Source organism: Salinicoccus carnicancri Crm, from assembly GCF_000330705.1.
GTDB lineage: Bacteria > Bacillota > Bacilli > Staphylococcales > Salinicoccaceae > Salinicoccus > Salinicoccus carnicancri.
In genome coordinates this window covers 620,791-644,015 of the sequence record NZ_ANAM01000008.1, presented here as the reverse complement: position 1 = coordinate 644,015, position 23,225 = coordinate 620,791, and the positions used below count along the sequence as shown (strand labels likewise).

The window sequence follows — 23,225 nt, the reverse complement described above, 5'->3', positions numbered from 1 at the left end:
GGAGGATATTTTATGAAAGTGGCAGCAGCAATCTGTTTTGGGCTGGGGACGCTCATCATGTTCGGCACACAGACATTCCTGCCTGATGCACTGATAGTGCCCGGATATTTTGCCGTCTTCTTTTTATTTGTCGCCGGGATTTATATTACGTACGGCTCAGAATTATAATAAAAGAAAATGGAATGAGGAAACTGGATGAAGAAGCTTTATGAAACACTACTGAGGAGAAGCCTTTTGTTCATCATACTGATATTCACATTGTCAGTTTTGGGCATCTATACATTTTTGACGATCGAGCAGCGTGAAATTCCAGAGACCGAGGTCAACCTTGTCAATGTCACGACGGCATGGCCGGGGGCGGATAAGGCGGATGTGGAGACGAATGTCACGAATCTCATCGAATCGGAGATTTTCGGTGTGGACGGGCTTGAGGATGTATCCTCGGTGTCGCAGGATGATGTGTCCGTCATCACGCTTCAGCTTGAGGACGGCAGCAATCCGGATGATGTACTGAATGACGTCAACAATGTCGTGGGCGGACTCGGTGGCGATCTGCCGGAAAATGCTGCAGAACCGGAAGTGGAGTCACTGAGCAACAACTTCCCGCTCCTCAGCTATCAGATCCACAGTGATGACAGGCAGAACCTGGACGGGGCAAGGAACGACCTCGAGAAGCTGGAGCAGGAAGTTTCGCAGATGGACGGCGTCGACAGTGTCACGCTGAAAGGCTATGAAGATTATAAGTATGAGATCCGGCTGGACTGGGATGCCATGGCTGAAAACCGGCTGAACCCGAATGAAATCATGAACGAGATCGAACTGTCCCTGAATCCGGTGATACTCGGACAGGAAACGGAAGGTGATGAGACCATCCGCCTGTCATTCAAGGGCCGGGAACCGGTCGAAGTCCTTGGGCAGGTGAGGGTCGGCGATGAAGGCATACCTCTTGATGAGGTGGCTGAAGTCGCAGAAGTGCAGGATGCGCCTCTCGACATTGTTGAGTATGAAGGGGAACCGGCGGTTTCCTTCACTGTCTTCCTCGCACCAGGGGAAGATGTGCCCTCTGTCTCAGAAGAGGTCGAATCCGTTGTCGATGACGGATTCGGAGAACTGCCCGGGGATATAACGGTGGACAATATCTCCTCCGAACGGGAAAATGTCGAAGATATATTTGTCGGACTCTATACATCCCTTGCCATCGCATTGCTTGCGGTCATCGTCGGCACATCCCTCGGTCTGTCATGGTTCGGTTCCGTGACGGTGATGGTCACTGTGTTCCTGGCGGTACTGATCGGGCTGGCACCGATTCCGTGGATGGGCGTCGACCTCAACCAGATATCCGTCATCGGTCTGATCATCGCGCTCGGTATACTGGTCGATGACTCGATTGTGGTCAATGACAACATAGAGCGGCGGTTTGCGGTCGGAGACAGTCGGATGGATGCCGTCTTCAACGGTGTAAAGGAGGTCGCACCGTCTGTCATCGCATCCACGCTTGCAATCGTCTTTACATTTTCACCGCTGCTTCTCCTGTCCGGAGCGAACGGTGACTTCATCAAGGCGCTGCCGAGCATACTTATATCGACGATGATCGTATCGACCGTTCTGGCGCTGACATTCGTGCCTGCTGTCCGGTACCTGATAGTCAAAAAGAGAGTACCGAAGCATCCCGGACTGCTCGGCAGGGCATTCACATGGTGCAGCAACGTGTATGCGGACAGAGTTCTGCCGAAAATCATAAAGCGTCCGCTGCCCGCGTTTCTTGCGGTGCTTATCATCGCTGTGCTTTCTGTCGGCCTGATCCGCTTCACACCTTTTGAATTCTTCCCGGAGGCGGACCGTTCGGAAGTGACACTCGATCTGACGTTCGATGAAGGCCAGACAATCGAAAAGACGCATGAAGATGCCCGGGATGTACTGTCCTATCTGACTGAAGAGATGGACCATGTAAAATCCGCTTCGTTATTCACAGGGGACGGACTGCCGAACCTCTTCGGTGCGTCACTTGAGCAGTCAGGGCCGAACACGGCACAGATTGCACTTGAGATAGACAAAGAAAAGATGAGTGCATCAGAAACCATCGATGAGTATGAGAGCAGGGTCCGTGAGGAATTCCCGGAAGCCACGATATTCATGGAAACAATCATCCAGGGACCGCCTGCAAGTGCGCCGGTTACGGTCGAACTGTTCGAGGAGGATCTGGAAACGCTGAACGATGAAGTGGATGCACTGACCGAGTCGCTTGAATCCGGGGGCGCCATCGTCACTTCCAATATCGGCAGCCCGGTCCGGACCATGGATTACAGCATAGACTATGCAGCGCTTGAAGAGGAAGGCGTGCCCGTCTCCCGGGTGAAGAATGAACTGAACATGATTTCAGAGGGAATTCCGATCCAGGAAATAATCGTGGATGGTGACTCGAGGGAAGCGAGTCTCAAATATTCGGATGAATACACGATAGATAACGTGGACATCGTCAAGCCGGGAGAGGGGGCACCCGAGACATATCCACTGTCTGATTTCGTCAACATCGAAGAGACAATGGACACACCTTCCATCCAGCACAGCACCGGGGAACGGACGGCCGAACTCCAGGTATATGCGGATGATGAGGAGATGGTTAATCAGACGATTGCTGATTTCGAGGACGGACTCGGCGGTACGACAGAACTTACTGTCGGCGGGGAGTCGTCCGATCAGACCGACTTCTTCGTCGAGATCGGGATTTTATTTTCAGTGATACTGGTACTTGTGTATCTGGTCATCGCCATAGAATTCAACTCCATCGTCATGCCGCTCATCACAGTGTTCAGTATCTTCCTCGCATTCAGCGGCGGCATCATCGGACTCTTCGTCACCCAGACACCAATCAGCTTCCTCGGCATCATGGGGATGGTGTCACTGTCCGGAATTGTCGTCCGGAACGCCGTCGTACTGATCGACTTCATCGAAGCCAGGCGCAAAGCAGGGGAAGGGGATATCCATCAGGCGATTTTCGAAAGCGGGCGGGTAAGATTCAAGCCGATCGCACTGACAACGGTCACCAGCATTCTGGCGCTCGTACCCGTCGCGCTCTCCGGGGACGTACTGTTCGAACCGCTCGCGGTAACCGTAATCGCGGGACTTGCATTCTCGACAATACTGTCACTCATCGCGACACCGGCACTGTACTATCTTTACTACCGACTAAGATACAGAAAATAGATGAAAGGATAAGCCCTCCCGGCCGGGAGGGCTTATTTTTGGGAGCGGGGCGAGGGTGCAGGGTGGTCAATCCGGAACAGGGAATAAGCCGGGGTGAGAGCGGCTACTCATTCGTAAGCATCTTTTCATACGATGGAATCTCGCCCTTCTGGTATGTCCCCAGCATATTGATATAGTTGCTCACATGCCGGACATCCTCCAATGCCTCGGCCAGCACGGAGTCTTCCCTGCCTTTTTCGACATCGATGAAGAATCCGTAGGAGAATGGCTTGTGCTGGATCGGGCGGGAGGTGAGGTTCAGCAGATTGATGCCGTGACGGCTGAAAATATTCAGGATTTCGCTCAGCGAACCGGTGCTGTGATCGGATTCGATGTAGAGCGATGTTTTATTCGTTTCGGGCCGTGATCCCTGAACACCCCTGCGGAAGAATAGGAACCGCGTGGTATTGAGTGGGTTGTCACTGATGTTTTCACGGATGACGGTCATATCATACAGAGCGGCGGCATGGCTGCCTGCGATTCCGGCGATGTGTGGGTCGCCGGTTTCTTTCACCATCTTCACCGCTTCAGCTGTGTCTGTATATTCCCGGACTTCTATGTTCGGATATTCGCTCAAATAGGAATAGCACTGTTCGAGTGCCTCAGGATGGGAATAGACGGTCGTGATATCGGATATTTCCGCGGCGGACTCCATGATCAGTGCGTGGTCGATTTTGATGTATACTTCCCGGACTGCGGAAACTTCCAGATATTTCATCAGATCGATGGTGCGGGTGATCGGACCGCTTGTGGAGTTTTCCACCGGCAGTGCAATGTAATCGAGCTCCCCGTCCATCATCGCCGAAACAAGGGTCCTGAAAGTGGGATAGCCTTTCATTTGATACTCTGTTCCGCCTGCAAACTTTCTGCATGCCAACTCGCTGTATGATCCTTCGACGCCCTGATATCCAATCAACATAAAAACCACTCCTCGAATTTTGTGAAATAAAAAACCATCCGGACCCGCCTGCAGGAGGCACCCGAATGGTCAAAAAGGTAATGAAAAAAATCCAGCCATTCAGATTGCCCATGGCCGGATTTTGAAAAATTGCGTGTTCAAATCAGCCATCATAGATATATGCATGCCGCCTATACCCACGATGGAATATAGACGCTATCTAAAATCGCTGAAAAAGAAAGTGTTCAATTGAGTATGGATGCATGTGTCTGACATAAGTATCACTCAATTCAATTAAGATTGTAACAAATGATATCAGTACTCCATCTGAAAGTCAATGTTTTTCATGGAATATTCAGTAAAATTTATATCTCCGTAATGTTTTGTGAAAACCGGCCGGATGAAAACGGTTACTTTTCTGTTCGGTATATTCATAAAATATGATATGGTGAAATTGGAAGCGGCATCTTCAAATGCTGGGGTGCCGTCAAAACAAGGGGGGAGAAAAGTGAATGATAACGAAGAATTAGATCGTGCTACCGGGGAACAGACGGTTGAGAAACTGGAGTTCAGGCTGGGGCCGCTGGGGGCAGCGGTGCCTTTATTATTCTTTGTAGTATGGGCGATTACAATCAGTGTTTTGCAATTGTCGTCTGAAGTTGCGCTCGTTCTGGGCTCTGTGATGGGCGTGACACTCGGTCTGCTGCTGTGCAAAAGTAAATGGGAGGACTACGCACAGGGGCTGTTTGACGGCCTGGCACAGCCGATTGGTGTGATTGCCATGGTGGCTTGGTTCTATGCGGGCATGTTCGCGCAGATTCTCCAGGTCGGGGGACTGGTGGAAGGATTGGTCTGGATAGGGTCGGTGACAGGCGTCGAAGGGGGTCTGTTCGTCGCACTGACTTTCTTACTGGCGGCCGTTTTTTCAACTGCTGTCGGTACAGGATATGGGACCACCGTGGCATTCTGTACACTGATGTATCCGGCGGGTGTCGCAGTTGGAGGAGATCCGACGTTCATGTTTGCCGCCATTCTGGCAGGCGCGGTATTCGGCGATAACCTTGCGCCGGTTTCGGATACGACAATCGTATCCGCGACTACCCAGGAAGCCGATGTCCCGGGTGTCGTACGCAGCCGTTTCAAATACTCGATTGCTGCAGCGCTGCCTGCAGTCATCCTTTTTGCAGTATTCGGCGGCGGGGGTACGGCTACTGAACAGGCATCTGCAGGATCCATAATGGAAACCGTGGGCCCGAGCGGGCTGATAATGCTCGTACCTTTCGCAATCGTGCTCATTCTTGCTCTATCCGGACAGCATCTGCTGACATCGCTGACATGGGGGATCCTGTCGGCCATCGTATTGATACTGCTGGTTGCTCCGGGAACGCTTGGAGACATAATACGCTTCGATCCGGACTCCGATAATGTGGTCCAGGGTGCACTCGTCTCCGGGTTGACCGGATACTTCAATATGGCGATACTCATCCTGCTGATTGTCGGATCAGCACACCTGATGCGTCTCGGCGGAACGATGGCTGCGATAACGGAGGGACTGGTCAAATGGATCAGGAATTCCGTCCGGAGAGCAGAACTTTCCATCTGGGCGATCGTTGCTTTACTCAACAGTTCCATAACAATCAATACGGCAGCAGAAATCGCGGCTGCGCCATTCGTGAAGGAAATCGGTGAGAAATATCAGATCCATCGATACCGCCGTGCGAATATGCTGGATGCGGTGACTTCTGCACTCGGCTATATATTCCCGTGGGGTGCACCGGTTCTGCTTGGCTGGTCGACAATCCAGACGATAAAGGCAGACTCGTACGACTGGCTGCCTGTCGTGGAACCGACAGCAGTGTTCCCGTTTGTATTCCAGGGCTGGTTCCTCTTCATCATCATGCTCATTGCAGCACTTACAGGATGGGGCCTGCGCTATGAAGGGAAAAATGGTGAAGAATTGATGGAAAGACCTGATGAAAACGAAAGCTGATACAAAAAATCTCCGGCGTCACTTATAATGAAGTGATTCCGGAGATTCTTTATGTCGGACAGCGGTTACTGCACGCTGAACTGTGCCTCGTGAAGTCCTCTGTAGATGCCTTTTTCGATAGCAAGCAGTTCCTCATGGGTGCCGGTTTCAGTGATGCCGTCTGCCGTCACGACCATGATGCGGTCTGCGTTTTTGATCGTTGCGAGCCTGTGGGCAATGACGAGCGTCGTCCTGCCCTCGGCGAGGCGGTTCAATGCCTTCTGGATCTGCATCTCTGTTTCCGTATCGAGAGCGCTGGTTGCTTCATCCAGAATCAGTATCGGTGGATTTTTCAGGAACATCCGGGCAATTGCAATCCGCTGCTTCTGGCCGCCTGAAAGCTTGACCCCGCGTTCACCGACGACAGTATCGAGTCCATCTCGGTAGCTTTCAACGAGTTCAGTCAGCCGGGCTTTGCCCAGAGCTTCATGGATTTCCCGATCCGTCGCCTCGGGCCTGCCATATGCGACGTTGTCACGGAGCGTACCCGAGAACAAAAATACATCCTGCTGCACTGTGCCGATATTTTCCCTGAGTGAAGACAGTGTCAGGTCGCGGATGTCGGTGCCGTCGATTTTGATCATCCCGCCGTCTATATCGTAAAACCGGGGAAGGAGAGAACAGAGTGTCGTCTTACCGGCACCGCTCGGTCCGACTATGGCAATCGTTTCACCCGGGTTCACGGTAAGTGAAATGTCATCAAGTATCATCTTTTCTTCGTACCTGAAATTGACATTTTCATATGTGATATTCCCACGGACATCTTTCAATTCAACCGCATTATCACGCTCTTTGACATCGGGTTCCTCGCGCATGATCTCCATGAAATGGTTGAATCCGGCGATGCCGTTCGGATACAGTTCGATGATTGCATTGATCTTCTCGAGCGGTTTGAAGAGCATGTTTGAAATCAGGACAAAAGCGACGAATTCGCCGTAGCTGAGCTCCCCGTTCATCACGAAATAAGTACCTGCAACCAGGATGAAAACCGTCACCAGGCGCATGAGCATGTAGGTGGATGAATTGTTCAGGGACATGATCTTGTAGGCTTTGAGCTTTGTCTTCCGGAATGACTCGTTGATTTCCCTGAATGCCCGGAGCTCACGGTCTTCATTGGCGAATGCCTGTACGAGCCGGATGCCGCCGACCTTGTCTTCGATCATATGGTTGAAGTCAGAAACCCGTCCGAACAGCTCCCTGAATGCGACTGTCATCTTCTTATTGAAATATATGGCGATGATGAGTATGACGGGAACGATGATGAATGAAATCACCGCAAGCTCGGCATTGATCGACAGCATTATGCCGAAGGCGCCGAGCAGTGTCATTACAGCGATGAACAGGTCTTCGGGGCCGTGGTGCGCCATTTCGCCGACATTCATCAGATCGTTCGTCAGGCGTGTCAGCAGCCTGCCGGTCTTCGTATTGTCAAAAAAACGGTAGGACAGACGCTGGATGTGGCCGTACATTTCGTTTCTTATATCACGCTCGATGTTGGTGCCGAGCATGTGGCCCCAGTATGTAACGATGAACTGAAGCAGCGTGTTGAACAGGTAGATTGCCACAAGGCCGGCTGCTGCAAGGAGTATGAGCTGGACATTTTCACCGGGGAGCAGCTCGTCGATGAACAGGTTGACGATGAGGGGAAATGCGAGTTCAAGCAGCCCCACGATGACCGCACATGTGAAATCCAGCATGAACAGTGCTTTATATGGTGCATAATAGGAGAAGAATTTCTTCAAGGGTGACCCTCCTTTTATTTCGAAATATGAAATTTTAATCCATCAAAGATTATAGCATGGAAATGATGGATTGCGGGGGAAAATAAAAGAATCGGGAGGCGCTGTGTGATATTATAAAGTAAACAGAAACAGTCATAACGTAGGAGTGGAATGATATGGCAAAATTGAACGTGGGAATACTCTACGGCGGACAGTCGACGGAGCATGAGGTGTCGATGCGCTCGGCAAAGAGTGTCCTGAACGCCCTGGATGAGGATAAATACGATGTGAAGCTTGTACATATATCAAAGAAAGGGGAGTGGCTGCTCAGCGACCAGTCCGAGGAGATCAGAAGCCTTGAAGCAGGTGATGGGGCAACAGGATTGTCGATCATTCCGTCGAAACAGCTGTCATCGCCAAAAGGGATGGAAGCCCTCGATGTCATCCTGCCGATCCTGCATGGTACCGCCGGAGAGGACGGCAGTGTGCAGGGCCTGCTGGAGATGGCGGATATACCGTATGTCGGCTGCAACGTGCGGAGTTCCGCTGTCTGCATGGACAAGGACATGACAAAAAAACTGCTGAAGCTCGAAGGCATAAAGGTGGCAGACTGGGTTTTATACAGACATGATGAAAAGCATGATGTGGACTACGGCACTGTCAAAGGGCAACTCGGACTGCCGATGTTCGTGAAGCCCGTGAATCAGGGCTCTTCCGTCGGGGTTTCCAAAGTCACTGATGAAGAAAGTTTCTATGAAGCAGTGGCATTCGCATTTGAATTCGACACCAAAGTCATGGTCGAAAGTGCCGTGGAAGGCCGCGAAATCGAAGTGTCCGTCCTCGGCAACGCCCATCCCATTGTGTCAGTGCCCGGGGAAATCATTGCGAACACCGACTTTTACAGCTACGAGTCGAAATACATCGACGAGAACGGGGCGGCGCTGGAAATCCCGGCGAAACTTGAGGATGATGCGGAACAGCGTATCCGGAAGACAGCACTCGATGCGTTCAAGATACTCGACTGCGAAGGCATGGCCCGGGTGGATGTCTTCCTCACGGAAAGCGGTGAAGTCATCGTCAACGAAATCAATACACTGCCGGGTTTCACAAGCATCAGCATGTATCCGAAGCTGCTCGAAGCATCAGGTATCGGATATTCAGAACTCCTCGACCGGCTGATCGAACTCTCGCTTGAGCGGCATAACCGCGACCGCCAGCTGAAGACGGACATCATGTAGGTGGGGGATATGGCAGATTATGAAAGTGCGGTATTTACCAATATGTGTATGGTGTGTGACGGAAACAGGATCCTCGTGCAGGACCGGGTGAGCAGCAACTGGCCCGGCATCACTTTTCCGGGAGGCAAGGTTGAGATGGGGGAGTCATTCGTTGAATCAGCCAGGCGGGAAGTCTATGAGGAAACGGGTCTTACTGTAAAATCTTTGAAGCTGTGTGGAACGAAACAGTTTCAGGACAAAAATGATGCAAGGTATGTCGTTTTATTCTACCGGACGGATGAGTTTGAAGGACAGCTTACTTCAAGTGATGAAGGCGAAGTGTTCTGGATTGATAAGAGCGAGCTTTTGGACTATGAGCTCGCCCAAGATTTCAAGGAGATGTTTGAAGTATTCGACTCCGAACTGCTGTCGGAGTTCTACTACTATGAAGAAGAAGGGGAATTCAGGCTCAGATTGCTGTAGTAAGGTTATCCATGAAGATGTTGAGGGAGGAAGCACGATGTCATTTGAAATCAGAACTGCAGGTGTGCCGGATGCTGAAGATATTTCGAGAGTGCAGGTCGACAGCTGGCGTACGACTTATAAGGGGATAGTCAGCGATGATTATCTGTCCGCACTCGATTATAGAAAGCGCCAGGAAGTATGGGAATCGGTGGTTACACAGAATAATACGTTCCTGCTTATTGATGAGGAGGGCAGCACTGTCGGTTTTGCCGTCGGCGGTCCTGAACGCTCCGAGGAGCATATCGGATATGACGGGGAACTTTACGCCATCTACCTTTATGAGGCGGTGCAGGGGACAGGAGGTGGACGGCAGCTGTTTGAAGCGGTGGTTGCCGACCTCATCGCACGCGGTTTTGAAAGCATGATCATCATCGCGCTCGAAGACAATGATGCCTGCGGCTTCTACGAAAAGATGGGCGGCCGCGTCATCGCCAAGGAAGAAACGGATATCGGCGGCGACAGACTGACGGAACTCGTTTTCGGGTGGGAAGATATTAAAAGTATATAGATCATTGCCGGAGCAGACCTTATGGTCTGCTTTTTGAATTGTGGGAGAGGCCTGTGGCATCAAATGTGCTTCATGGCACAACGAGCCCCGTACTTATTGTGAGGCCCGTGTGCGGAACGGGAAGCACCTCTGCGAATGTGCTGATTACAAATTCCGTGTAATCCCCCCGATCATCAGTTGTCTTCATTCCACCATCAGTATGTGCCAATCGATAAATTTCCGCTCATTCGTATGGTAGAATATAACTAAAATGATTCTTGGGGGAAATGGGACATGAAAGACACGCTTATTGAACGTCTGACGAGATATGTAAAAATAGACACGCAATCGGATGCGGCAAGTCACACGACACCGTCCACTGACAATCAGTGGGATCTGATCAGACTCCTCGAACAGGAGCTCAAGGACCTCGGTATGGCCGAAGTGGAAACAGATGACAAAGGATATCTCATGGCGACACTGCCGGCGAATATCGAAGGTGCACCGGTCATCGGCTTCCTGGCACACGTGGATACGTCGACTGATTTCACCGGCACCGGCGTCAATCCCCAGATTATCGAGTACGCGGGCGGGGACATCATCCTGAACAGGGATGAGAATATTGTACTGTCGCCGAACGAGTTTCCTGAGCTTGAAAAATACGAAGGCCATACGCTGATGACGACAGACGGCACGACACTCCTCGGAGCGGATAATAAAGCCGGCGTCGCCGAAATCATGACAGCGATGGAATACATGATCAATAATGATGAGATGAAGCACGGCAAAATACGTGTGGCATTCACGCCGGATGAAGAGATCGGACGCGGGCCGCATCACTTCGATGTCGACCGCTTCGGTGCCGATTTTGCCTATACCGTGGACGGCGGCCCGGAAGGTGAACTCCAGTATGAGAGCTTCAATGCCGCAAGTGCGCATGTGACATTCACCGGCAACAGTGTGCATCCCGGGACAGCCAGGGATAAGATGGTGAATGCGGGCCGCATGGCGTCCGAATTCGTCACGATGTTCGATGCAGATGAGACGCCGGAGCGTACAGAGGGTTATGAAGGATTCATCCACCTGACGCGGATGGGAGGAGATGTTGAAAAAATGAAGACGGACTTCATCATCCGTGACTTCGACAAAGGGAAATTCGAAGCCCGCAAACGTCTGATGGAGGCGAACGCCGCGGAGATAGGTAAAAAATACGGTGAAGAACGTGTCGCGCTTGAAATACATGACCAGTACTATAATATGAAGGATAAGATTGAACCGGTGATGGAAATCGTCGATTGTGCAGAACAGGCGATGCAAAACCTTGACATAGAGCCTGTCATCCGGCCGGTCAGGGGAGGGACCGACGGCTCTCAGCTGTCGTACAAAGGACTTCCGACACCGAACCTGTTCACAGGCGGAGAGAACTTCCACGGAAAATTCGAATATGCATCGGTCGATGTGATGGAAAAAGCAGTGAAGGTCATCGCTGAAATCAGCAGGCTCGCCAAAGACAGATGATATTTGTAAGCGTCCCCTGGAGCGGGACGCTTACACTCTTATATGCAGGAAGATCAAAGACGTACTTTTTCGATAATGAAAGCAGGAAATCTTATGACCCAACATGTACAGGAAATGGAAGAACAAAAAGAAATAAAGAAGCTGCCGCTGATGCTGGTCCTTCTGTCGGGTGCATTCGCCGCCATTCTGAATCAGACGCTGCTTGCAACAGCAATCCCGCACATCATGGCGGATCTCGATCTGGAAGCGGATGTGGCCCAGTGGCTGCAGTCCGTATTCATGCTGGTCAATGGAATCATGATTCCCGTCACGGCATTCCTCATCGGTAAATTTACGACGAGAAAGCTTTTCTTCACAGCACTCACGCTGTTCGGAATCGGTACCCTGGTCTGCGGCACTGCACCGAACTTTACGGTACTCATGCTTGGCAGGATACTGCAGGCTTCAGGTGCGGGCATCATCATGCCACTGATGCAGACAATCCTGTTCCTGGTCTATCCGCGGGAGAAACGGGGGACGGCGATGGGTTTCTTCGGGCTGGTCATCAGTTTTGCCCCGGCCATAGGGCCGACGCTGTCCGGCTGGTTTGTTGAAATCTATCCTTGGCGCGGACTGTTCTATATCATATTGCCGATTGTCGTCATCGACCTCATCGTCGCATATTTCATCCTCAGGAATGTCACCGAGCAGACGAATCCAAAACTCGATGTCACCTCAATCATCCTGTCTACATTCGGTTTCGGCGGCCTGCTCTACGGATTCAGTGTCGCCGGCAGCGGCTGGCTGAATCCGACGGTCATCACGTCACTTGCTGTCGGTGCTGTGGCGCTGACTTTGTTTATCAGAAGGCAGTTCAGGCTCAAACAGCCGATACTTGAATTCAGGGTGTTCAAAGATCCGATATTCACCCTTGCCACGATCATCGGCATGGTAGCGTTCATGACGATGATCGGGGGTGCCATCATACTGCCGATCCTGATGCAGAACATGCTCGGCTTCACTGCATTCGAGTCCGGATTGATGATGCTGCCGGGTGCGCTTCTCATGGGCATCATGAGTCCTGTCACCGGGCGGATGTTCGATAAATTCGGCGCCAGGTGGCTGGTGATACCGGGACTTGGCATCGTCACAGTGACCACGTTCATGTTTGCGGTGCTTGATACAGAAACAACATTCACATATCTTGCGGTGGTCAATGCAGTCCGGATGCTCGGTATATCGATGGTGATGATGCCATCCACAACCGCCGGACTGAACCAGCTGTCTGACAGGCTGGTGCCGCATGGCACCGCGATGAACAACACGATGCGGCAGGTGGCAGGCGCTGTCGGAACGGCACTTTTCGTGTCGGTCATGACCATTGCGATGATTCCCGGGGAGGGAGCCGCAGGCATGATCCATGGAGTGAACATATCATTCGTGCTCACCGGCATCTTTTCATTTGCCGGTTTCATCCTCGCGTTCAGGCTGCGCAAACCGGCAGAGCAGAAGCATTAGAAAAAGCAGCATCCCGAACAGGGATGCTGCTTTTGTTATCAGTCGTGCTCGATCAGACTGTTGAATTTTTTCAGCAGACGGGCAAATTCTTCAATCTCCCCCGCATCCCACCGGTCAATCATTTTGCGGAACCGCTCCTCGCGGCTTTCCCGGTTGCTTTCGAGCACTTCCTGCCCTTTATAGGTCATTTCGTACTTATAGGACCGTTTATCCATTTCAGAGGGAATCTTTTTCAGGAATTCCTTTTTGAGCAGATCGCCGGCCTGCCTGCTGACTGTGGAAACATCGAGGTGCAGCCGGTCTGCGATATCCTTTACCCCCATCGGTCCCTTGTCTGCCAGGATGAGCAGGATGAAATAGCTGGCCCGCTGGAGTTTCTGCTTTTCATCTATGTCGGGCAATCGGTGGCGGAGCCGCCGCACCATCATGGCAATCTCAAGCTCCAGTTTTTCCAGCGATCTATCGTTGACCATGTGCAGATCACACGCCTTTCAAATTTCGGGTTGTTTTCATTGACATCGAATATAGTTGTATAATACAATCATTTTTGTTCTATGTCTAGGAAAGAAGGAATTTCTATGTCTCCACAACTTGAAAGTAAAGATCAATTGTCCGATAAAGGCCGTCTTACGCTGATGGCAGTGCTCCTGTCCGGCGCATTTGCCGCAATACTCAACCAGACGCTGCTGGCAACAGCGATTCCGCACATCATGGCGGATCTCGACCTGGAAGCGGATGTGGCCCAGTGGCTGCAGTCCGTATTCATGCTGGTCAATGGCATCATGATACCTGTTACAGCCTTTCTGATAAGTAAATTCTCGACCCGTGCGCTGTTTTTTACAGCGCTGTCATTGTTCGGTGTCGGGACTCTGGCATGCGGCATCTCGCCGAACTTCCCGGTGCTCATGGCAGGGAGGGTGCTGCAGGCGGCGGGCGCCGGCATCATCATGCCGCTGATGCAGACCATCCTGTTCCTCGTCTATCCTCATGATCAGCGTGGCAAGGCGATGGGCATGTTCGGCCTCGTCATCAGCTTTGCCCCGGCCATAGGACCGACGCTGTCAGGGTGGTTCATCGACATCTATCCATGGCGCGGGCTCTTCTATATGCTGATTCCGATCGTCATCATCGATCTGATAATCGCCTACTTCATTTTAAGGAATGTCACTGAGCAGACGAATCCGAAACTTGATGTGCTGTCTATCATCCTGTCGACACTCGGTTTCGGCGGACTGCTATATGGATTCAGTGTCGCCGGCAACAGCGGCTGGCTGAGCCCGGCTGTCATCATATCGCTCATCATCGGTGCAGTGGCGCTGTTCATCTTCATCAGGCGTCAGAACAGCCTGGAAGAGCCGATATTGGAATTTGCAGTGTTCAAGGACCGGATTTTCACATTGACGACCGCACTTGGCATGATCGTCTTCATGGCCATGATTGGCGGATCGGTCATCCTGCCGATCCTGATGCAGAACATGCTCGGATTTTCAGCATTGGCATCCGGCATGATGCTCTTCCCGGGTGCGATCATCATGGGAGTGATGAGCCCGATTACCGGCCGGCTCTTTGATAAATACGGAGCAAGATGGCTTGCCATCATCGGCCTCGGGATCGTCGCGGTGACTTCCCTGATGTTCACAACCCTCGGTACTGAAACGACATTCACATATCTTGCCGTAGTCAACGCATTCAGGATGCTCGGCGTGTCCATGGTCATGATGCCGGTGACGACCGCCGGACTGAATCAGATGACCAAGAAACTGGTGCCGCACGGCACCGCGATGAACAATACGATGCGCCAGGTCGCCGGTGCCGTGGGCACTGCGCTGCTTGTCTCCATCATGACCAATACGATGATTCCGGAGCAGGGCGCCGAAGGCATGATACGCGGGGTGAACATTTCATTCATGTTCGCGGGCGGGCTTGCCCTGATCGGATTTTTCCTTGCCTTCAGACTTAAAAATCCCGACATCACAGAATATGATGAAGCGTACGACAATTAGATGAAAGGGACGGCGGAGCATATCAGTGCTCCGCCGTCCCTTTTTCATTCGTCCGATTCGATTGGTCTTGCCTTGGTCATATCATTGCCGATGACTTCGTCGGATGCCACGCGTTTCAGGAAGAACGCGAGTATCAGCGCCACAGCGAGCAGCAGGGTCGCAATGAGGAAGGCGAAGTTGATGCCATCGAGCATGGCCTGGTTCACAGCAGCTGTATCCGATGGTGCAACACTGGAGAGTTTCTGGTTCATCCTGTTCTGCATTACAGTGATGAGCAGTGCGGTTCCGATGGCACCTGAAACCTGGTTGAGCATGCTGTTGATGGATGAGCCGTGAGGAGTGAGCTCAGGCGTCAGCTGGTTCATACCGTTCGTCATGACGGGCGTCATCACAAGTGTCATACCGAACGCTCTGATGGAGTAGAGTATGATCAGGAAGGTATAGCTGGTATCCACTTCAAGCTGGCTGAAGAAGGATGTCGTTGACACGGTCAGCACCAGCCCGGTGATTGCCAGGACCTTGGGGCCGAACATATCGAACAACCGGCCGGAGACAGGGCTCATGAACCCCATGATCAGTGCACCGGGCAGTAACAGAATCCCTGTCTCCAGCGGTGAAATTCCCTGGATGTCCTGCAGGTATATCGGCATGAGAATCATCCCTGAGAAAAGAGCCATGTTCATTGTGCCGATAAGCAGTGAGGCGAGCATGAACATCGGGAATTTGTATACTTTGAAGTCGAGCATCGGCTTGTCCATCCGGGTCTGCTTCTTTATATAGAAGAAGGTCGCAACAAAGCCGGTAAAGAGTGCGATCAGTACATCGGCACGCATCCAGCCGCTGTTGCCGGCTGCACTGAAGCCGTAGAGGATGCCTCCAAACCCGAGCGTGGAGAGGATGACCGACGGGATATCCAGTTTCGTAGTATAATGGGTGTCCGTCCCGGGTAGCTTGAACCATCCGATGGACAGTACGATAAGGAGTATGGGCGCCATCATGAAGAAAAGCATATGCCATGAATAGTGCTGGACGACAAACCCTGAGAGTGTGGGGCCGATGGCAGGTGCAAAGAACATCACCAGGCTGAACAGCCCCATTGCGGTTCCCCGCTGCGCTGGCGGGAAGCTTGTGATCATCACGTTCATCAAGAGTGGCATGAGGATTGCTGAACCGGATGCCTGGATCATACGTCCCAGAAGCAGGACGGGGAAAACCGGGGAAAAACCGGCGACCAGGGTGCCGGTCAGGAACAGGACCATCGCCGCGATGAAAAGCTTTCTGGCGCTGAACCTCTGCATGAGGAAGGCGGTGGTCGGAATGACGATGCCGCTTACAAGCATGTAGGCGGTGGATACCCATTGTACAGTCGAGGTGGATATGTCAAAATCATTCTTTATGGACGGAAGGGCGACATTCAGGAATGTATTGGACAGAAGTGCGACGAAAGCGCCGGACAGCAGGATGACTATCAGTCTGTAATCCGGCTTGTGATTATTGTTTGTTTCCATAGTATTACCCCTGTTTCTGAAATCAGTACTATACTATTATATTCCGATTTCCGAAATAAGCAAGTGTTTTATCCATGTTACGGTCCCATCCTGTTATCTATCTGTATATATATGAAGAAACCAATCGTAATGCCCAAAAGCAGAGCAATTGGGATTGAATAGACCGAAAGGGCGGGGATGAATGAGTCAATCAGCCAGTAGATGGCGATGGTGATGATTCCCATGATAATGAGATTGAGAAGAAATCTGGTCATGAATGAAGCCTCCTATCGAATATTTTCAAGCCCACATTATACTTAATGCCCTGAATAAGCAACTGAAAAACAGGGTATGGATACTATGGATAAGGAATTCAAATTTGAAAGGAGTTTTACAGGTGGCAAAAGAAACACTATTATTCCAGGTGAAAACATCCAGAGAGTGGATATTGGAAACGTTTGATAAAGTATCAGTGGAAGATATGACGAAGATTCCGGAAGGGTTCAAGAACAATATCCACTGGCAGCTGGGCCACGTGGCGGGTATGATGGAACTGCCGACTGCAGCACTTACAGATTCCAAGTCGGATGATGGGAAAAGATTCCAGAAATATTTCGGATACGGCACAAGTCCGGATGATTTTGATGATGAAACACCTTCGATCGAAGAGATCAAGGCGCTGCTCGAAGGCCAGGTTCCGCGGCTTGAAGATATTACAGAAGAAAGCCTGGATGAAGACCTGCCGCGCGAATTCATGGGAATGACGAAAAGATATGAACAGATGTCCTTCATGATTCTCCATGAAGCACTTCATGCAGGGAAAATACAGGAAATGTCAAAACTCATTAAATAACAAAAAACACAGAACATCGGTGCGATGTTCTGTGTTTTTATATTTTCAAATGTTATATAATCTCTAAGTGAGCTGATTGACGATTGCCTGTGCAGCGTCTGCAGCAGAAGCGGGATTCTGGCCGGTGATGAAGTTTCTGTCTTTGACGACATTACTCTCCATCTCACCACCGACGACAAAACCGGCGCCATGGGACTCAAGCTTTGTCTGGAGCGCAAAAGGCATATCCTCCATGAGATTCATGGACTGTTCTTCTGTATTTGTAAAGCCGGTGATTTTGACGCCGTCAACGAGATGGCTGCCGTCCTTCGTCTTCAGATCGGCAAAAGCCGCGGGACCGTGGCAGACGGCACCGATTGTCCTGCCGTCATCCTTGAAGAATGCGGTGATGTTCTGGATTTCCGGATTGCCGGGGAAATCGTACATTGCCCCGTGGCCGCCCGCAAAGAATATTGCATCGTAGCCTTCATAGACGACATCCTTCAGACTCTGCGTGTTCTGGAGCAGACGGATGACATCATTGAACTTTTCATCATCCCGGCCATTTGTCAGGGAAGCGGGATCAATCGGGACTTCGCCGCCTTTCGGTGATGCGATGTCCACTTTCAGTCCTGCCCCCTGGAAGATTTGATACGGTTCTGCAGCTTCGCTCAGCCACACACCTGTCGGTCTGTCCTTGTCGTTGTTGATTGTTCCGTGGTTCGTTGCGATAATAAGTACAGATTTACTCATATTGTTATCAACTCTCCTTTACATCTGTTTTACCCACAACAGATATAAAGTAATCTAATCAAATTCGAATCAGGAATCAGAGGCGTAAATTTCATTGAATGGAGTGTTCGGAATGAAAACAGTAGACTTTGGAAGCGTAGCGGAAGAATATTTGAAATACAGGGATGATATACCTGAAAGTCTGTTGGAAGGGCTGGAGAAGAGAGGCGTGGAAATCAGCGGCAGCAAAGTGGTTGACCTTGGTGCGGGGCCGGGACTTTTGAGCAAGATGCTCAGCAACCGGGGCGCAATCGTCGATGCAGTGGAGCCGTCCGAAAAACTTATTGAAACCGGCAGGAAGTTCGTGGGGGATGATCCCCGCATAAAATTCAGGCAGAAGTATGCCGAAGACACGGGTCTGAAGGCGGACACATACGATATCGTCACTGTCATGCGTGCATGGCACTGGTTTGACACAGAAGAGGTGCTCAAGGAAATCAAACGGATCCTGAAACCGGAGGGATATCTCATTGTCATGGACTCGGGGTTCACATCCGGTGTGAAAATAGTGAAGAAATCCCTGAAAATCATCAAGGACAACGCAAGCGACAAGCAGCTCAAGAGAGCCGGTGCAAAAGAGGATGCCACCCAGATGATAAACAGCTTCCCCGTCGAATGGTTCGACGAATGGAAATATTCCCGATTCGATCTGCAGGAACTGTATAAGATGGATTACGAAGTCAAATTCACAAATGAAGAATGGCTGGGCCGTCTTGCCACGGTATCCTGGCTTGCAGCGTTCAAAGAGAAAAAGCGCAAGCGGACACTCGGGGAGATTGATGAATACATCAGGGAGAACTTCTCGAAGGATACACATAAAATTCCTCATGTGCTGAGCATCGCCATTCTTGAAAACAGGAATAAGAAGAAATAGCCAGTCCAATGTCTGATCATGTGCCTCCTTCAAAAATCATCGATAAACATTTACAACAAACTTACTTTTTGTTATCATGTATCATGTGTGTTAAAAGATGATGATTTTTGGAGGAACACTTATATGACAAACGTACTCGTGATCAAAGCGAACAACCGCCCCGACGGAATTTCAACCAAAATGTATGATGCATACATGGAAACGATCAAAAACAGCGACAAAATGAACATCGAAGTATATGACACTTTCACAGAAGATATGCCATATATCGGCCAGGAGCTCTTCAGCGCCTTCGGCAAGATTCAAAACGAAGAAGAGCTGAAGGAAGATGAACAGCGTCTGATGGATGCGAAGCAGAAGGCAATGCATGCTTTTGAAAAAGCGGATGTACTTGTATTTGCATTCCCGCTGTGGAACCTGACCATCCCGGCCCGTCTGCAGACATTCATCGATTATGTGTATGCTGCAGGGTTCACTTTCAAATACAATGCTGACGGTTCCATGGCGCAGCTGATGGCTGACAAGAAAGTCGTACTGCTGAATGCACGCGGCGGCGTATACAGCGTACCTGAAGCTTCAGCCATGGACATGTCCATGAATTACATGAAGAATGTGTTCGGCGGCATTTTCGGCATGAACATCATTGATGAAATCGTCATTGAAGGCCATAATGCAATGCCTCAGGATGCGGCGCGGATCATCGAAGAAGGCCTTGAAAGTGTCCGTGAATCAGCAAGGGAACTGAATAGCCAGTTTGCATAAAACTTTAACATGAAAAGATTTTTTCTGACATGGACCCGGCACACCAGTGTGCCGGGTGTTTTTATGATAATATTCTGGTAATACATTTCCTGTGGGAGGGAGTACCATGTGGCATTTCAGAGAATTTGAAGACCTTGATATACATACACTTGAAGAAATATACAGATTGAGGGTTGCTGTATTCATCGTGGAACAGGAGTGTGCCTATCAGGAAATAGACGGGAAGGATGAATCGTCCCTCCACATTTATAAAACTGATGCGTCGGGAATCATTGCCTATCTGCGAATCATCCTGGAAGAACCTGTTTCAATCGGCAGGGTCATTGTCCGAAGTGACAGACGGCGCACCGGCCTGGGCCGCGAGCTGATGGCACAGGCGATGGAATATGTGGATGGGTATCACTCAGGAGAACTGATATACCTGCACGGCCAGGCCCACCTTAAAGAATACTATGAGTCATTCGGCTTCGGGGCGGTGTCTGAAATGCATCTTGAGGATAATATACCGCATTACCACATGGAATATAAAAAAGAGGAATGAATCTGTTCACTCCTCTTCATCAGTCCTTGTCTCTTCTATGAGCCAGGGACTTTCTTTATCTTTCTGTTTCGATTCAAGAAGCTTTTTGTTCTCCTCTTTGATCCGTTCGAGCTCCGATTTCATATGCTGGTTCTCTAGCAGGAAATTCTCCTGCTTCAAGCGTTCAAGTTCCAGCTGTTTGTCTACGGCCTCCACCTTGATCTTTTCCATTTTCCTCAAGTGCTTCAAATATTCACTTCCGAAGCCGCCAATCGAAGCGAAAATCACTATGGCCAATATCCACCACATAAAATGGTCCCTCCCAGTGTGAAGAATGCCTGTTTTCATTTTAACACTTTATGCCTTTAAAGGATAAAAAGTTTTAAATCCAGTGCTGGACTGATTGCAGGTGCTGAAAAGTGATTATGCAGAAGATTTTTATGAAAACGGAAACATCGGGCATAATGATGCAAATGTAAGTATTTTATATCTAAACTGAATTAGATGTTGAAATTTTTAATCAATAATTACAACATAATAATGAATTATTTAAAAATTATTAATATATTTACTTTGGTAAAATGTTCACATAATCATTGATGGGATACTGGTATGATGGTATTATTTAAATATAGACAAACGGCAATAATAATATTTATATAAATATGAATTACAAAATAGGAGGGGACAAAATGTTCTCAACAGACCGTATTTCTGCAGACCTTCGCATGGAAGAGTACAAGAGGATTGCTGAAAGCTACAGCCACATTTCCCAAAACAAGAAAGATGTTAAACTGAAAAGATCTTTCTTTGGCAGAATTTTTAACAGGAAAACTGCATAAATGAACAAAAAATACCGCCCCTGACAAGAAGAGGGGCGGTATTTTTGTCTATCTGTAAAAGTTCAACTGCCAGGAAACGCCGAACTGGTCCTGGATCCAGCCGAAGCTGTCGGAAAAACCGTATTCGTCCAGGGGCATCAGAATGGCGCCTTTTTTCTTGAGTTTCCGGTAATAATTTTCGATTTCCATCATCGATCTGCACTCTATGAAAAAAGACATGCTTGGTGTAAATGTGAATTCATGAGGCGCGTTGCTGTCCATCATCATGATGAGCTGATCGTGGATACGGATTACTCCCTGCATGATCTTACCTTCCATTTCAGGGGTGTCTTCACCATACTTGTTTACATAGCGGATTTCCGCATCCTTGAAAACCTCCATATAATAATTCATCGCTTCCTCTGCACGGCCTTCGAACATCAGAAAGGGTGTCATTGACTTCATATTCATCCTCCTATCTGCATTGTCCAATTATACCAGAATGCCTTAATCAGTATCATTCAATATATGGATGCGAGTATAAAATTACCGGATCCCTGTATCAGGATCCGGCATCGATAATCATTTTAGACTTCAGCAGTCAGTTCATCCAGGTTATGCGAATTGTAGACGTCTTTGTCTATCTGGCCGTTGGTCTTGGCAGTCACGGTGCCAGAAACCATGGATCCGCTGACGTTGAGTGCCGTACGTCCCATGTCGATGAGCGGCTCGACCGAGATGAGTACGGCCGCGAGTGCGATCGGCAGGTTCATCGTGGAAAGTACCACGATTGCGGCGAATGTTGCACCGCCTCCGACGCCTGCGATACCGAGGGAAGCAATAACTGTGACGGCAATCAGTGTGATGATGTATGTCGCATTGACTTCAATGCCTGCGGCCGGTGCTATCATGATGCCGAGCATTGCCGGGTAGATCCCTGCACAGCCGTTCTGTCCGATGGACAGCCCAAAACTTCCGGAAAAGTTGGCGATGCTTGATGGTACGCCGAGACGGATTCTCTGTGTCTGTATGTTCAGCGGCAGCGTGCCTGCACTGGATCGGGAAGTGAATGCGAATAACAGGGTCTCGGATGTCTTCTTGAAGTACTGGACAGGGTTCAATCCGGTCAGTGAAATGATGACGAGATGAACCAGGAACATTGCAATCAGTGCGGCGTAGGAAGCCAGTACGAACAATCCGAGGTCGTAGATGGCCTGGAAATCCGAAGTGGCTACTGTGTTTGCCATGATGGCGAATATTCCGTATGGTGTCAGTGCAAGTATGATTTTCACCAGCTGCATGACCCATTCGTTGACGGCTACGATCCCGGCCCTGACTTTTTCACCTGTGTCAGGGCTGCTTTTGACCAGGCGGACCAGGCTGAGTCCCATGAATACCGCGAAGAATACGATCGCGATCGTCGATGTTGCACGTTCGCCTGTAAAGTCAAGGAATGGGTTTGCCGGAAGCAGTGAAACCAGCTGCTGCGGCAGTGTCTGGTCCTCGACTTCCTGGGCACTTGTTTCAAGTGAGGAAGCTCTTTCATTCTCCGCTTCACCAAGGTTGAGGCTTGAAGCATCGAGATTGAAAAGCAGGGCAGCAGTGATGCCGATTGCAGCGGCTATGGCTGTTGTACCGAGCAGTATCAGGATGATCTTGAAACCTGATTTCAGGAATTTCTCCTGCATGTCCATCTTGGCGAAGGCCCCGAGGATGGAGATGAATACGAGCGGCATGACAATCATCTGCAGGAGACGGACGAAACCGTCGCCGATGATTGCCATCCAGTCGGTCGTAGTTGTGATGACGGTATTTTCAACGCCGTAGATCAGCTGGAGCACCGCTCCGAATACAAGTCCGACCAATAGACCGGTCATGACACGGTATGAGAATTTGACATTGCGTTTCTTCAGGAGCATGAGTGCCCCGATCAATGTCAGAAAGATGACAAGATTAATAATGATAAGCAGAATATCCATAACAATAACTCCTTTTTTAA

General features: G+C 50.0%; 23 protein-coding genes. 14 read left to right on the top strand and 9 right to left on the bottom strand.

The annotated features are described in order from the left end of the window. Positions 1 to 12: 12 nt before the first annotated feature. Both C792_RS14990 and C792_RS0111045 read left to right on the top strand, forming a co-directional pair. Positions 13 to 168 carry a hypothetical protein gene (locus tag C792_RS14990; protein ID WP_017549514.1) on the top strand — a complete coding sequence of 52 codons (156 nt, stop codon included), beginning with the start codon at positions 13 to 15 and terminating at the stop codon, positions 166 to 168. A gap of 27 nt (positions 169 to 195) precedes the next feature. Further along, positions 196 to 3,204, top strand: a complete 3,009-nt coding sequence (locus C792_RS0111045) for an efflux RND transporter permease subunit (protein ID WP_017549513.1) — start codon at positions 196 to 198, stop codon at positions 3,202 to 3,204. Between the two features lie 103 nt (positions 3,205 to 3,307). Here C792_RS0111045 and C792_RS0111040 read toward each other — a convergent pair whose 3' ends face one another. Beyond that, a complete protein-coding gene (locus C792_RS0111040; protein WP_017549512.1) occupies positions 3,308 to 4,162 on the bottom strand; it encodes a prephenate dehydratase in 855 nt (284 codons plus the stop codon). A gap of 487 nt (positions 4,163 to 4,649) precedes the next feature. On the opposite strand from C792_RS0111040, the gene C792_RS0111035 reads away from it, so the two are divergent. Next, on the top strand, positions 4,650 to 6,131 hold the full coding sequence (locus C792_RS0111035) for a Na+/H+ antiporter NhaC family protein (RefSeq protein WP_026090330.1): 1,482 nt from the start codon (positions 4,650 to 4,652) through the stop codon (positions 6,129 to 6,131). Between the two features lie 65 nt (positions 6,132 to 6,196). Here the strand turns inward: C792_RS0111035 and C792_RS0111030 are convergent, their stop codons facing one another. Continuing rightward, positions 6,197 to 7,867, bottom strand: coding sequence for an ABC transporter ATP-binding protein (locus tag C792_RS0111030; protein ID WP_051021726.1), 1,671 nt, complete (start codon positions 7,865 to 7,867; stop codon positions 6,197 to 6,199). A gap of 200 nt (positions 7,868 to 8,067) precedes the next feature. On the opposite strand from C792_RS0111030, the gene ddlA reads away from it, so the two are divergent. From ddlA to C792_RS0111005, 5 genes are all read left to right on the top strand, one after another. Further along, complete coding sequence (ddlA, locus tag C792_RS0111025) at positions 8,068 to 9,129, top strand: D-alanine--D-alanine ligase (protein WP_017549509.1); 1,062 nt, start codon at positions 8,068 to 8,070, stop codon at positions 9,127 to 9,129. A gap of 9 nt (positions 9,130 to 9,138) precedes the next feature. After that, positions 9,139 to 9,591 carry an 8-oxo-dGTP diphosphatase gene (locus C792_RS0111020; protein ID WP_017549508.1) on the top strand — a complete coding sequence of 151 codons (453 nt, stop codon included), beginning with the start codon at positions 9,139 to 9,141 and terminating at the stop codon, positions 9,589 to 9,591. Between the two features lie 37 nt (positions 9,592 to 9,628). Further along, positions 9,629 to 10,141, top strand: a complete 513-nt coding sequence (locus C792_RS0111015; RefSeq protein WP_017549507.1) for a GNAT family N-acetyltransferase — start codon at positions 9,629 to 9,631, stop codon at positions 10,139 to 10,141. A gap of 273 nt (positions 10,142 to 10,414) precedes the next feature. Then, positions 10,415 to 11,638, top strand: coding sequence for a peptidase T (gene pepT, locus C792_RS0111010; protein ID WP_017549506.1), 1,224 nt, complete (start codon positions 10,415 to 10,417; stop codon positions 11,636 to 11,638). Between the two features lie 93 nt (positions 11,639 to 11,731). Beyond that, positions 11,732 to 13,135, top strand: coding sequence for an MDR family MFS transporter (locus C792_RS0111005; RefSeq protein WP_040608876.1), 1,404 nt, complete (start codon positions 11,732 to 11,734; stop codon positions 13,133 to 13,135). 38 nt (positions 13,136 to 13,173) lie between these two features. Here the strand turns inward: C792_RS0111005 and C792_RS0111000 are convergent, their stop codons facing one another. Continuing rightward, complete coding sequence (locus C792_RS0111000) at positions 13,174 to 13,608, bottom strand: MarR family winged helix-turn-helix transcriptional regulator (RefSeq protein ID WP_017549504.1); 435 nt, start codon at positions 13,606 to 13,608, stop codon at positions 13,174 to 13,176. Between the two features lie 105 nt (positions 13,609 to 13,713). Between C792_RS0111000 and C792_RS0110995 the strand changes: the two genes are divergently transcribed. Next, positions 13,714 to 15,138: a DHA2 family efflux MFS transporter permease subunit gene (locus C792_RS0110995; protein WP_017549503.1), complete on the top strand. Its 1,425-nt coding sequence runs from the start codon at positions 13,714 to 13,716 to the stop codon at positions 15,136 to 15,138. 44 nt (positions 15,139 to 15,182) lie between these two features. Here the strand turns inward: C792_RS0110995 and C792_RS0110990 are convergent, their stop codons facing one another. Together C792_RS0110990 and C792_RS14985 are read right to left on the bottom strand one after the other, a co-directional pair. Next, complete coding sequence (locus C792_RS0110990) at positions 15,183 to 16,646, bottom strand: DHA2 family efflux MFS transporter permease subunit (RefSeq protein WP_017549502.1); 1,464 nt, start codon at positions 16,644 to 16,646, stop codon at positions 15,183 to 15,185. Between the two features lie 77 nt (positions 16,647 to 16,723). Then, the gene (locus tag C792_RS14985) at positions 16,724 to 16,900 is read right to left on the bottom strand and encodes a hypothetical protein (protein WP_017549501.1); all 177 of its coding nucleotides are present in this window, start codon (positions 16,898 to 16,900) and stop codon (positions 16,724 to 16,726) included. Between the two features lie 122 nt (positions 16,901 to 17,022). Between C792_RS14985 and C792_RS0110980 the strand changes: the two genes are divergently transcribed. Further along, entirely contained in the window at positions 17,023 to 17,478 is a 456-nt protein-coding gene (locus C792_RS0110980) for a DinB family protein (RefSeq protein WP_017549500.1), read from the top strand. Positions 17,479 to 17,541: 63 nt separating this feature from the next. Here C792_RS0110980 and C792_RS0110975 read toward each other — a convergent pair whose 3' ends face one another. Beyond that, positions 17,542 to 18,210, bottom strand: coding sequence for a type 1 glutamine amidotransferase domain-containing protein (locus tag C792_RS0110975; RefSeq protein WP_017549499.1), 669 nt, complete (start codon positions 18,208 to 18,210; stop codon positions 17,542 to 17,544). Between the two features lie 112 nt (positions 18,211 to 18,322). Between C792_RS0110975 and C792_RS0110970 the strand changes: the two genes are divergently transcribed. From C792_RS0110970 to C792_RS0110960, 3 genes are all read left to right on the top strand, one after another. Further along, the gene (locus C792_RS0110970) at positions 18,323 to 19,123 is read left to right on the top strand and encodes a class I SAM-dependent methyltransferase (RefSeq protein WP_017549498.1); all 801 of its coding nucleotides are present in this window, start codon (positions 18,323 to 18,325) and stop codon (positions 19,121 to 19,123) included. 123 nt (positions 19,124 to 19,246) lie between these two features. Continuing rightward, positions 19,247 to 19,885, top strand: coding sequence for an FMN-dependent NADH-azoreductase (locus C792_RS0110965; protein WP_017549497.1), 639 nt, complete (start codon positions 19,247 to 19,249; stop codon positions 19,883 to 19,885). A 106-nt stretch (positions 19,886 to 19,991) separates the two neighbouring features. Next, positions 19,992 to 20,426 carry a GNAT family N-acetyltransferase gene (locus C792_RS0110960; protein WP_017549496.1) on the top strand — a complete coding sequence of 145 codons (435 nt, stop codon included), beginning with the start codon at positions 19,992 to 19,994 and terminating at the stop codon, positions 20,424 to 20,426. A 6-nt stretch (positions 20,427 to 20,432) separates the two neighbouring features. Here C792_RS0110960 and C792_RS0110955 read toward each other — a convergent pair whose 3' ends face one another. After that, entirely contained in the window at positions 20,433 to 20,714 is a 282-nt protein-coding gene (locus C792_RS0110955; RefSeq protein ID WP_017549495.1) for a hypothetical protein, read from the bottom strand. A gap of 383 nt (positions 20,715 to 21,097) precedes the next feature. Here C792_RS0110955 and C792_RS14915 point away from each other — a divergent pair, with 383 nt between their 5' ends. After that, complete coding sequence (locus C792_RS14915; RefSeq protein ID WP_017549494.1) at positions 21,098 to 21,247, top strand: hypothetical protein; 150 nt, start codon at positions 21,098 to 21,100, stop codon at positions 21,245 to 21,247. A 48-nt stretch (positions 21,248 to 21,295) separates the two neighbouring features. Here C792_RS14915 and C792_RS0110945 read toward each other — a convergent pair whose 3' ends face one another. Both C792_RS0110945 and C792_RS0110940 read right to left on the bottom strand, forming a co-directional pair. Further along, a complete protein-coding gene (locus C792_RS0110945; protein ID WP_017549493.1) occupies positions 21,296 to 21,691 on the bottom strand; it encodes a VOC family protein in 396 nt (131 codons plus the stop codon). A 122-nt stretch (positions 21,692 to 21,813) separates the two neighbouring features. Then, on the bottom strand, positions 21,814 to 23,205 hold the full coding sequence (locus C792_RS0110940; protein ID WP_017549492.1) for an L-cystine transporter: 1,392 nt from the start codon (positions 23,203 to 23,205) through the stop codon (positions 21,814 to 21,816). Positions 23,206 to 23,225: the final 20 nt, after the last annotated feature.

Excerpts from the sequence above, each read along its gene's own strand:
- C792_RS0110990 (WP_017549502.1), bottom strand. The coding sequence starts at position 16,646 with ATGGAAACAAACAATAATCACAAGCCGGATTACAGACTGATAGTCATC.
- C792_RS0110940 (WP_017549492.1), bottom strand. The coding sequence starts at position 23,205 with ATGGATATTCTGCTTATCATTATTAATCTTGTCATCTTTCTGACATTG.
- C792_RS0111015 (WP_017549507.1), top strand. The coding sequence starts at position 9,629 with ATGTCATTTGAAATCAGAACTGCAGGTGTGCCGGATGCTGAAGATATT.
- C792_RS14915 (WP_017549494.1), top strand. The coding sequence starts at position 21,098 with ATGTTCTCAACAGACCGTATTTCTGCAGACCTTCGCATGGAAGAGTAC.
- C792_RS0110960 (WP_017549496.1), top strand. The coding sequence starts at position 19,992 with ATGTGGCATTTCAGAGAATTTGAAGACCTTGATATACATACACTTGAA.
- C792_RS0111045 (WP_017549513.1), top strand. The coding sequence starts at position 196 with ATGAAGAAGCTTTATGAAACACTACTGAGGAGAAGCCTTTTGTTCATC.
- C792_RS14985 (WP_017549501.1), bottom strand. The coding sequence starts at position 16,900 with ATGACCAGATTTCTTCTCAATCTCATTATCATGGGAATCATCACCATC.
- C792_RS0110965 (WP_017549497.1), top strand. The coding sequence starts at position 19,247 with ATGACAAACGTACTCGTGATCAAAGCGAACAACCGCCCCGACGGAATT.
- C792_RS0110945 (WP_017549493.1), bottom strand. The coding sequence starts at position 21,691 with ATGAAGTCAATGACACCCTTTCTGATGTTCGAAGGCCGTGCAGAGGAA.
- ddlA (WP_017549509.1), top strand. The coding sequence starts at position 8,068 with ATGGCAAAATTGAACGTGGGAATACTCTACGGCGGACAGTCGACGGAG.
- C792_RS0111030 (WP_051021726.1), bottom strand. The coding sequence starts at position 7,867 with ATGCTGGATTTCACATGTGCGGTCATCGTGGGGCTGCTTGAACTCGCA.
- C792_RS0111040 (WP_017549512.1), bottom strand. The coding sequence starts at position 4,162 with ATGTTGATTGGATATCAGGGCGTCGAAGGATCATACAGCGAGTTGGCA.
- C792_RS0110955 (WP_017549495.1), bottom strand. The coding sequence starts at position 20,714 with ATGTGGTGGATATTGGCCATAGTGATTTTCGCTTCGATTGGCGGCTTC.
- pepT (WP_017549506.1), top strand. The coding sequence starts at position 10,415 with ATGAAAGACACGCTTATTGAACGTCTGACGAGATATGTAAAAATAGAC.
- C792_RS0111005 (WP_040608876.1), top strand. The coding sequence starts at position 11,732 with ATGACCCAACATGTACAGGAAATGGAAGAACAAAAAGAAATAAAGAAG.
- C792_RS0110970 (WP_017549498.1), top strand. The coding sequence starts at position 18,323 with ATGAAAACAGTAGACTTTGGAAGCGTAGCGGAAGAATATTTGAAATAC.
- C792_RS0111020 (WP_017549508.1), top strand. The coding sequence starts at position 9,139 with ATGGCAGATTATGAAAGTGCGGTATTTACCAATATGTGTATGGTGTGT.
- C792_RS0110975 (WP_017549499.1), bottom strand. The coding sequence starts at position 18,210 with ATGAGTAAATCTGTACTTATTATCGCAACGAACCACGGAACAATCAAC.
- C792_RS0111000 (WP_017549504.1), bottom strand. The coding sequence starts at position 13,608 with ATGGTCAACGATAGATCGCTGGAAAAACTGGAGCTTGAGATTGCCATG.
- C792_RS0110995 (WP_017549503.1), top strand. The coding sequence starts at position 13,714 with ATGTCTCCACAACTTGAAAGTAAAGATCAATTGTCCGATAAAGGCCGT.
- C792_RS14990 (WP_017549514.1), top strand. The coding sequence starts at position 13 with ATGAAAGTGGCAGCAGCAATCTGTTTTGGGCTGGGGACGCTCATCATG.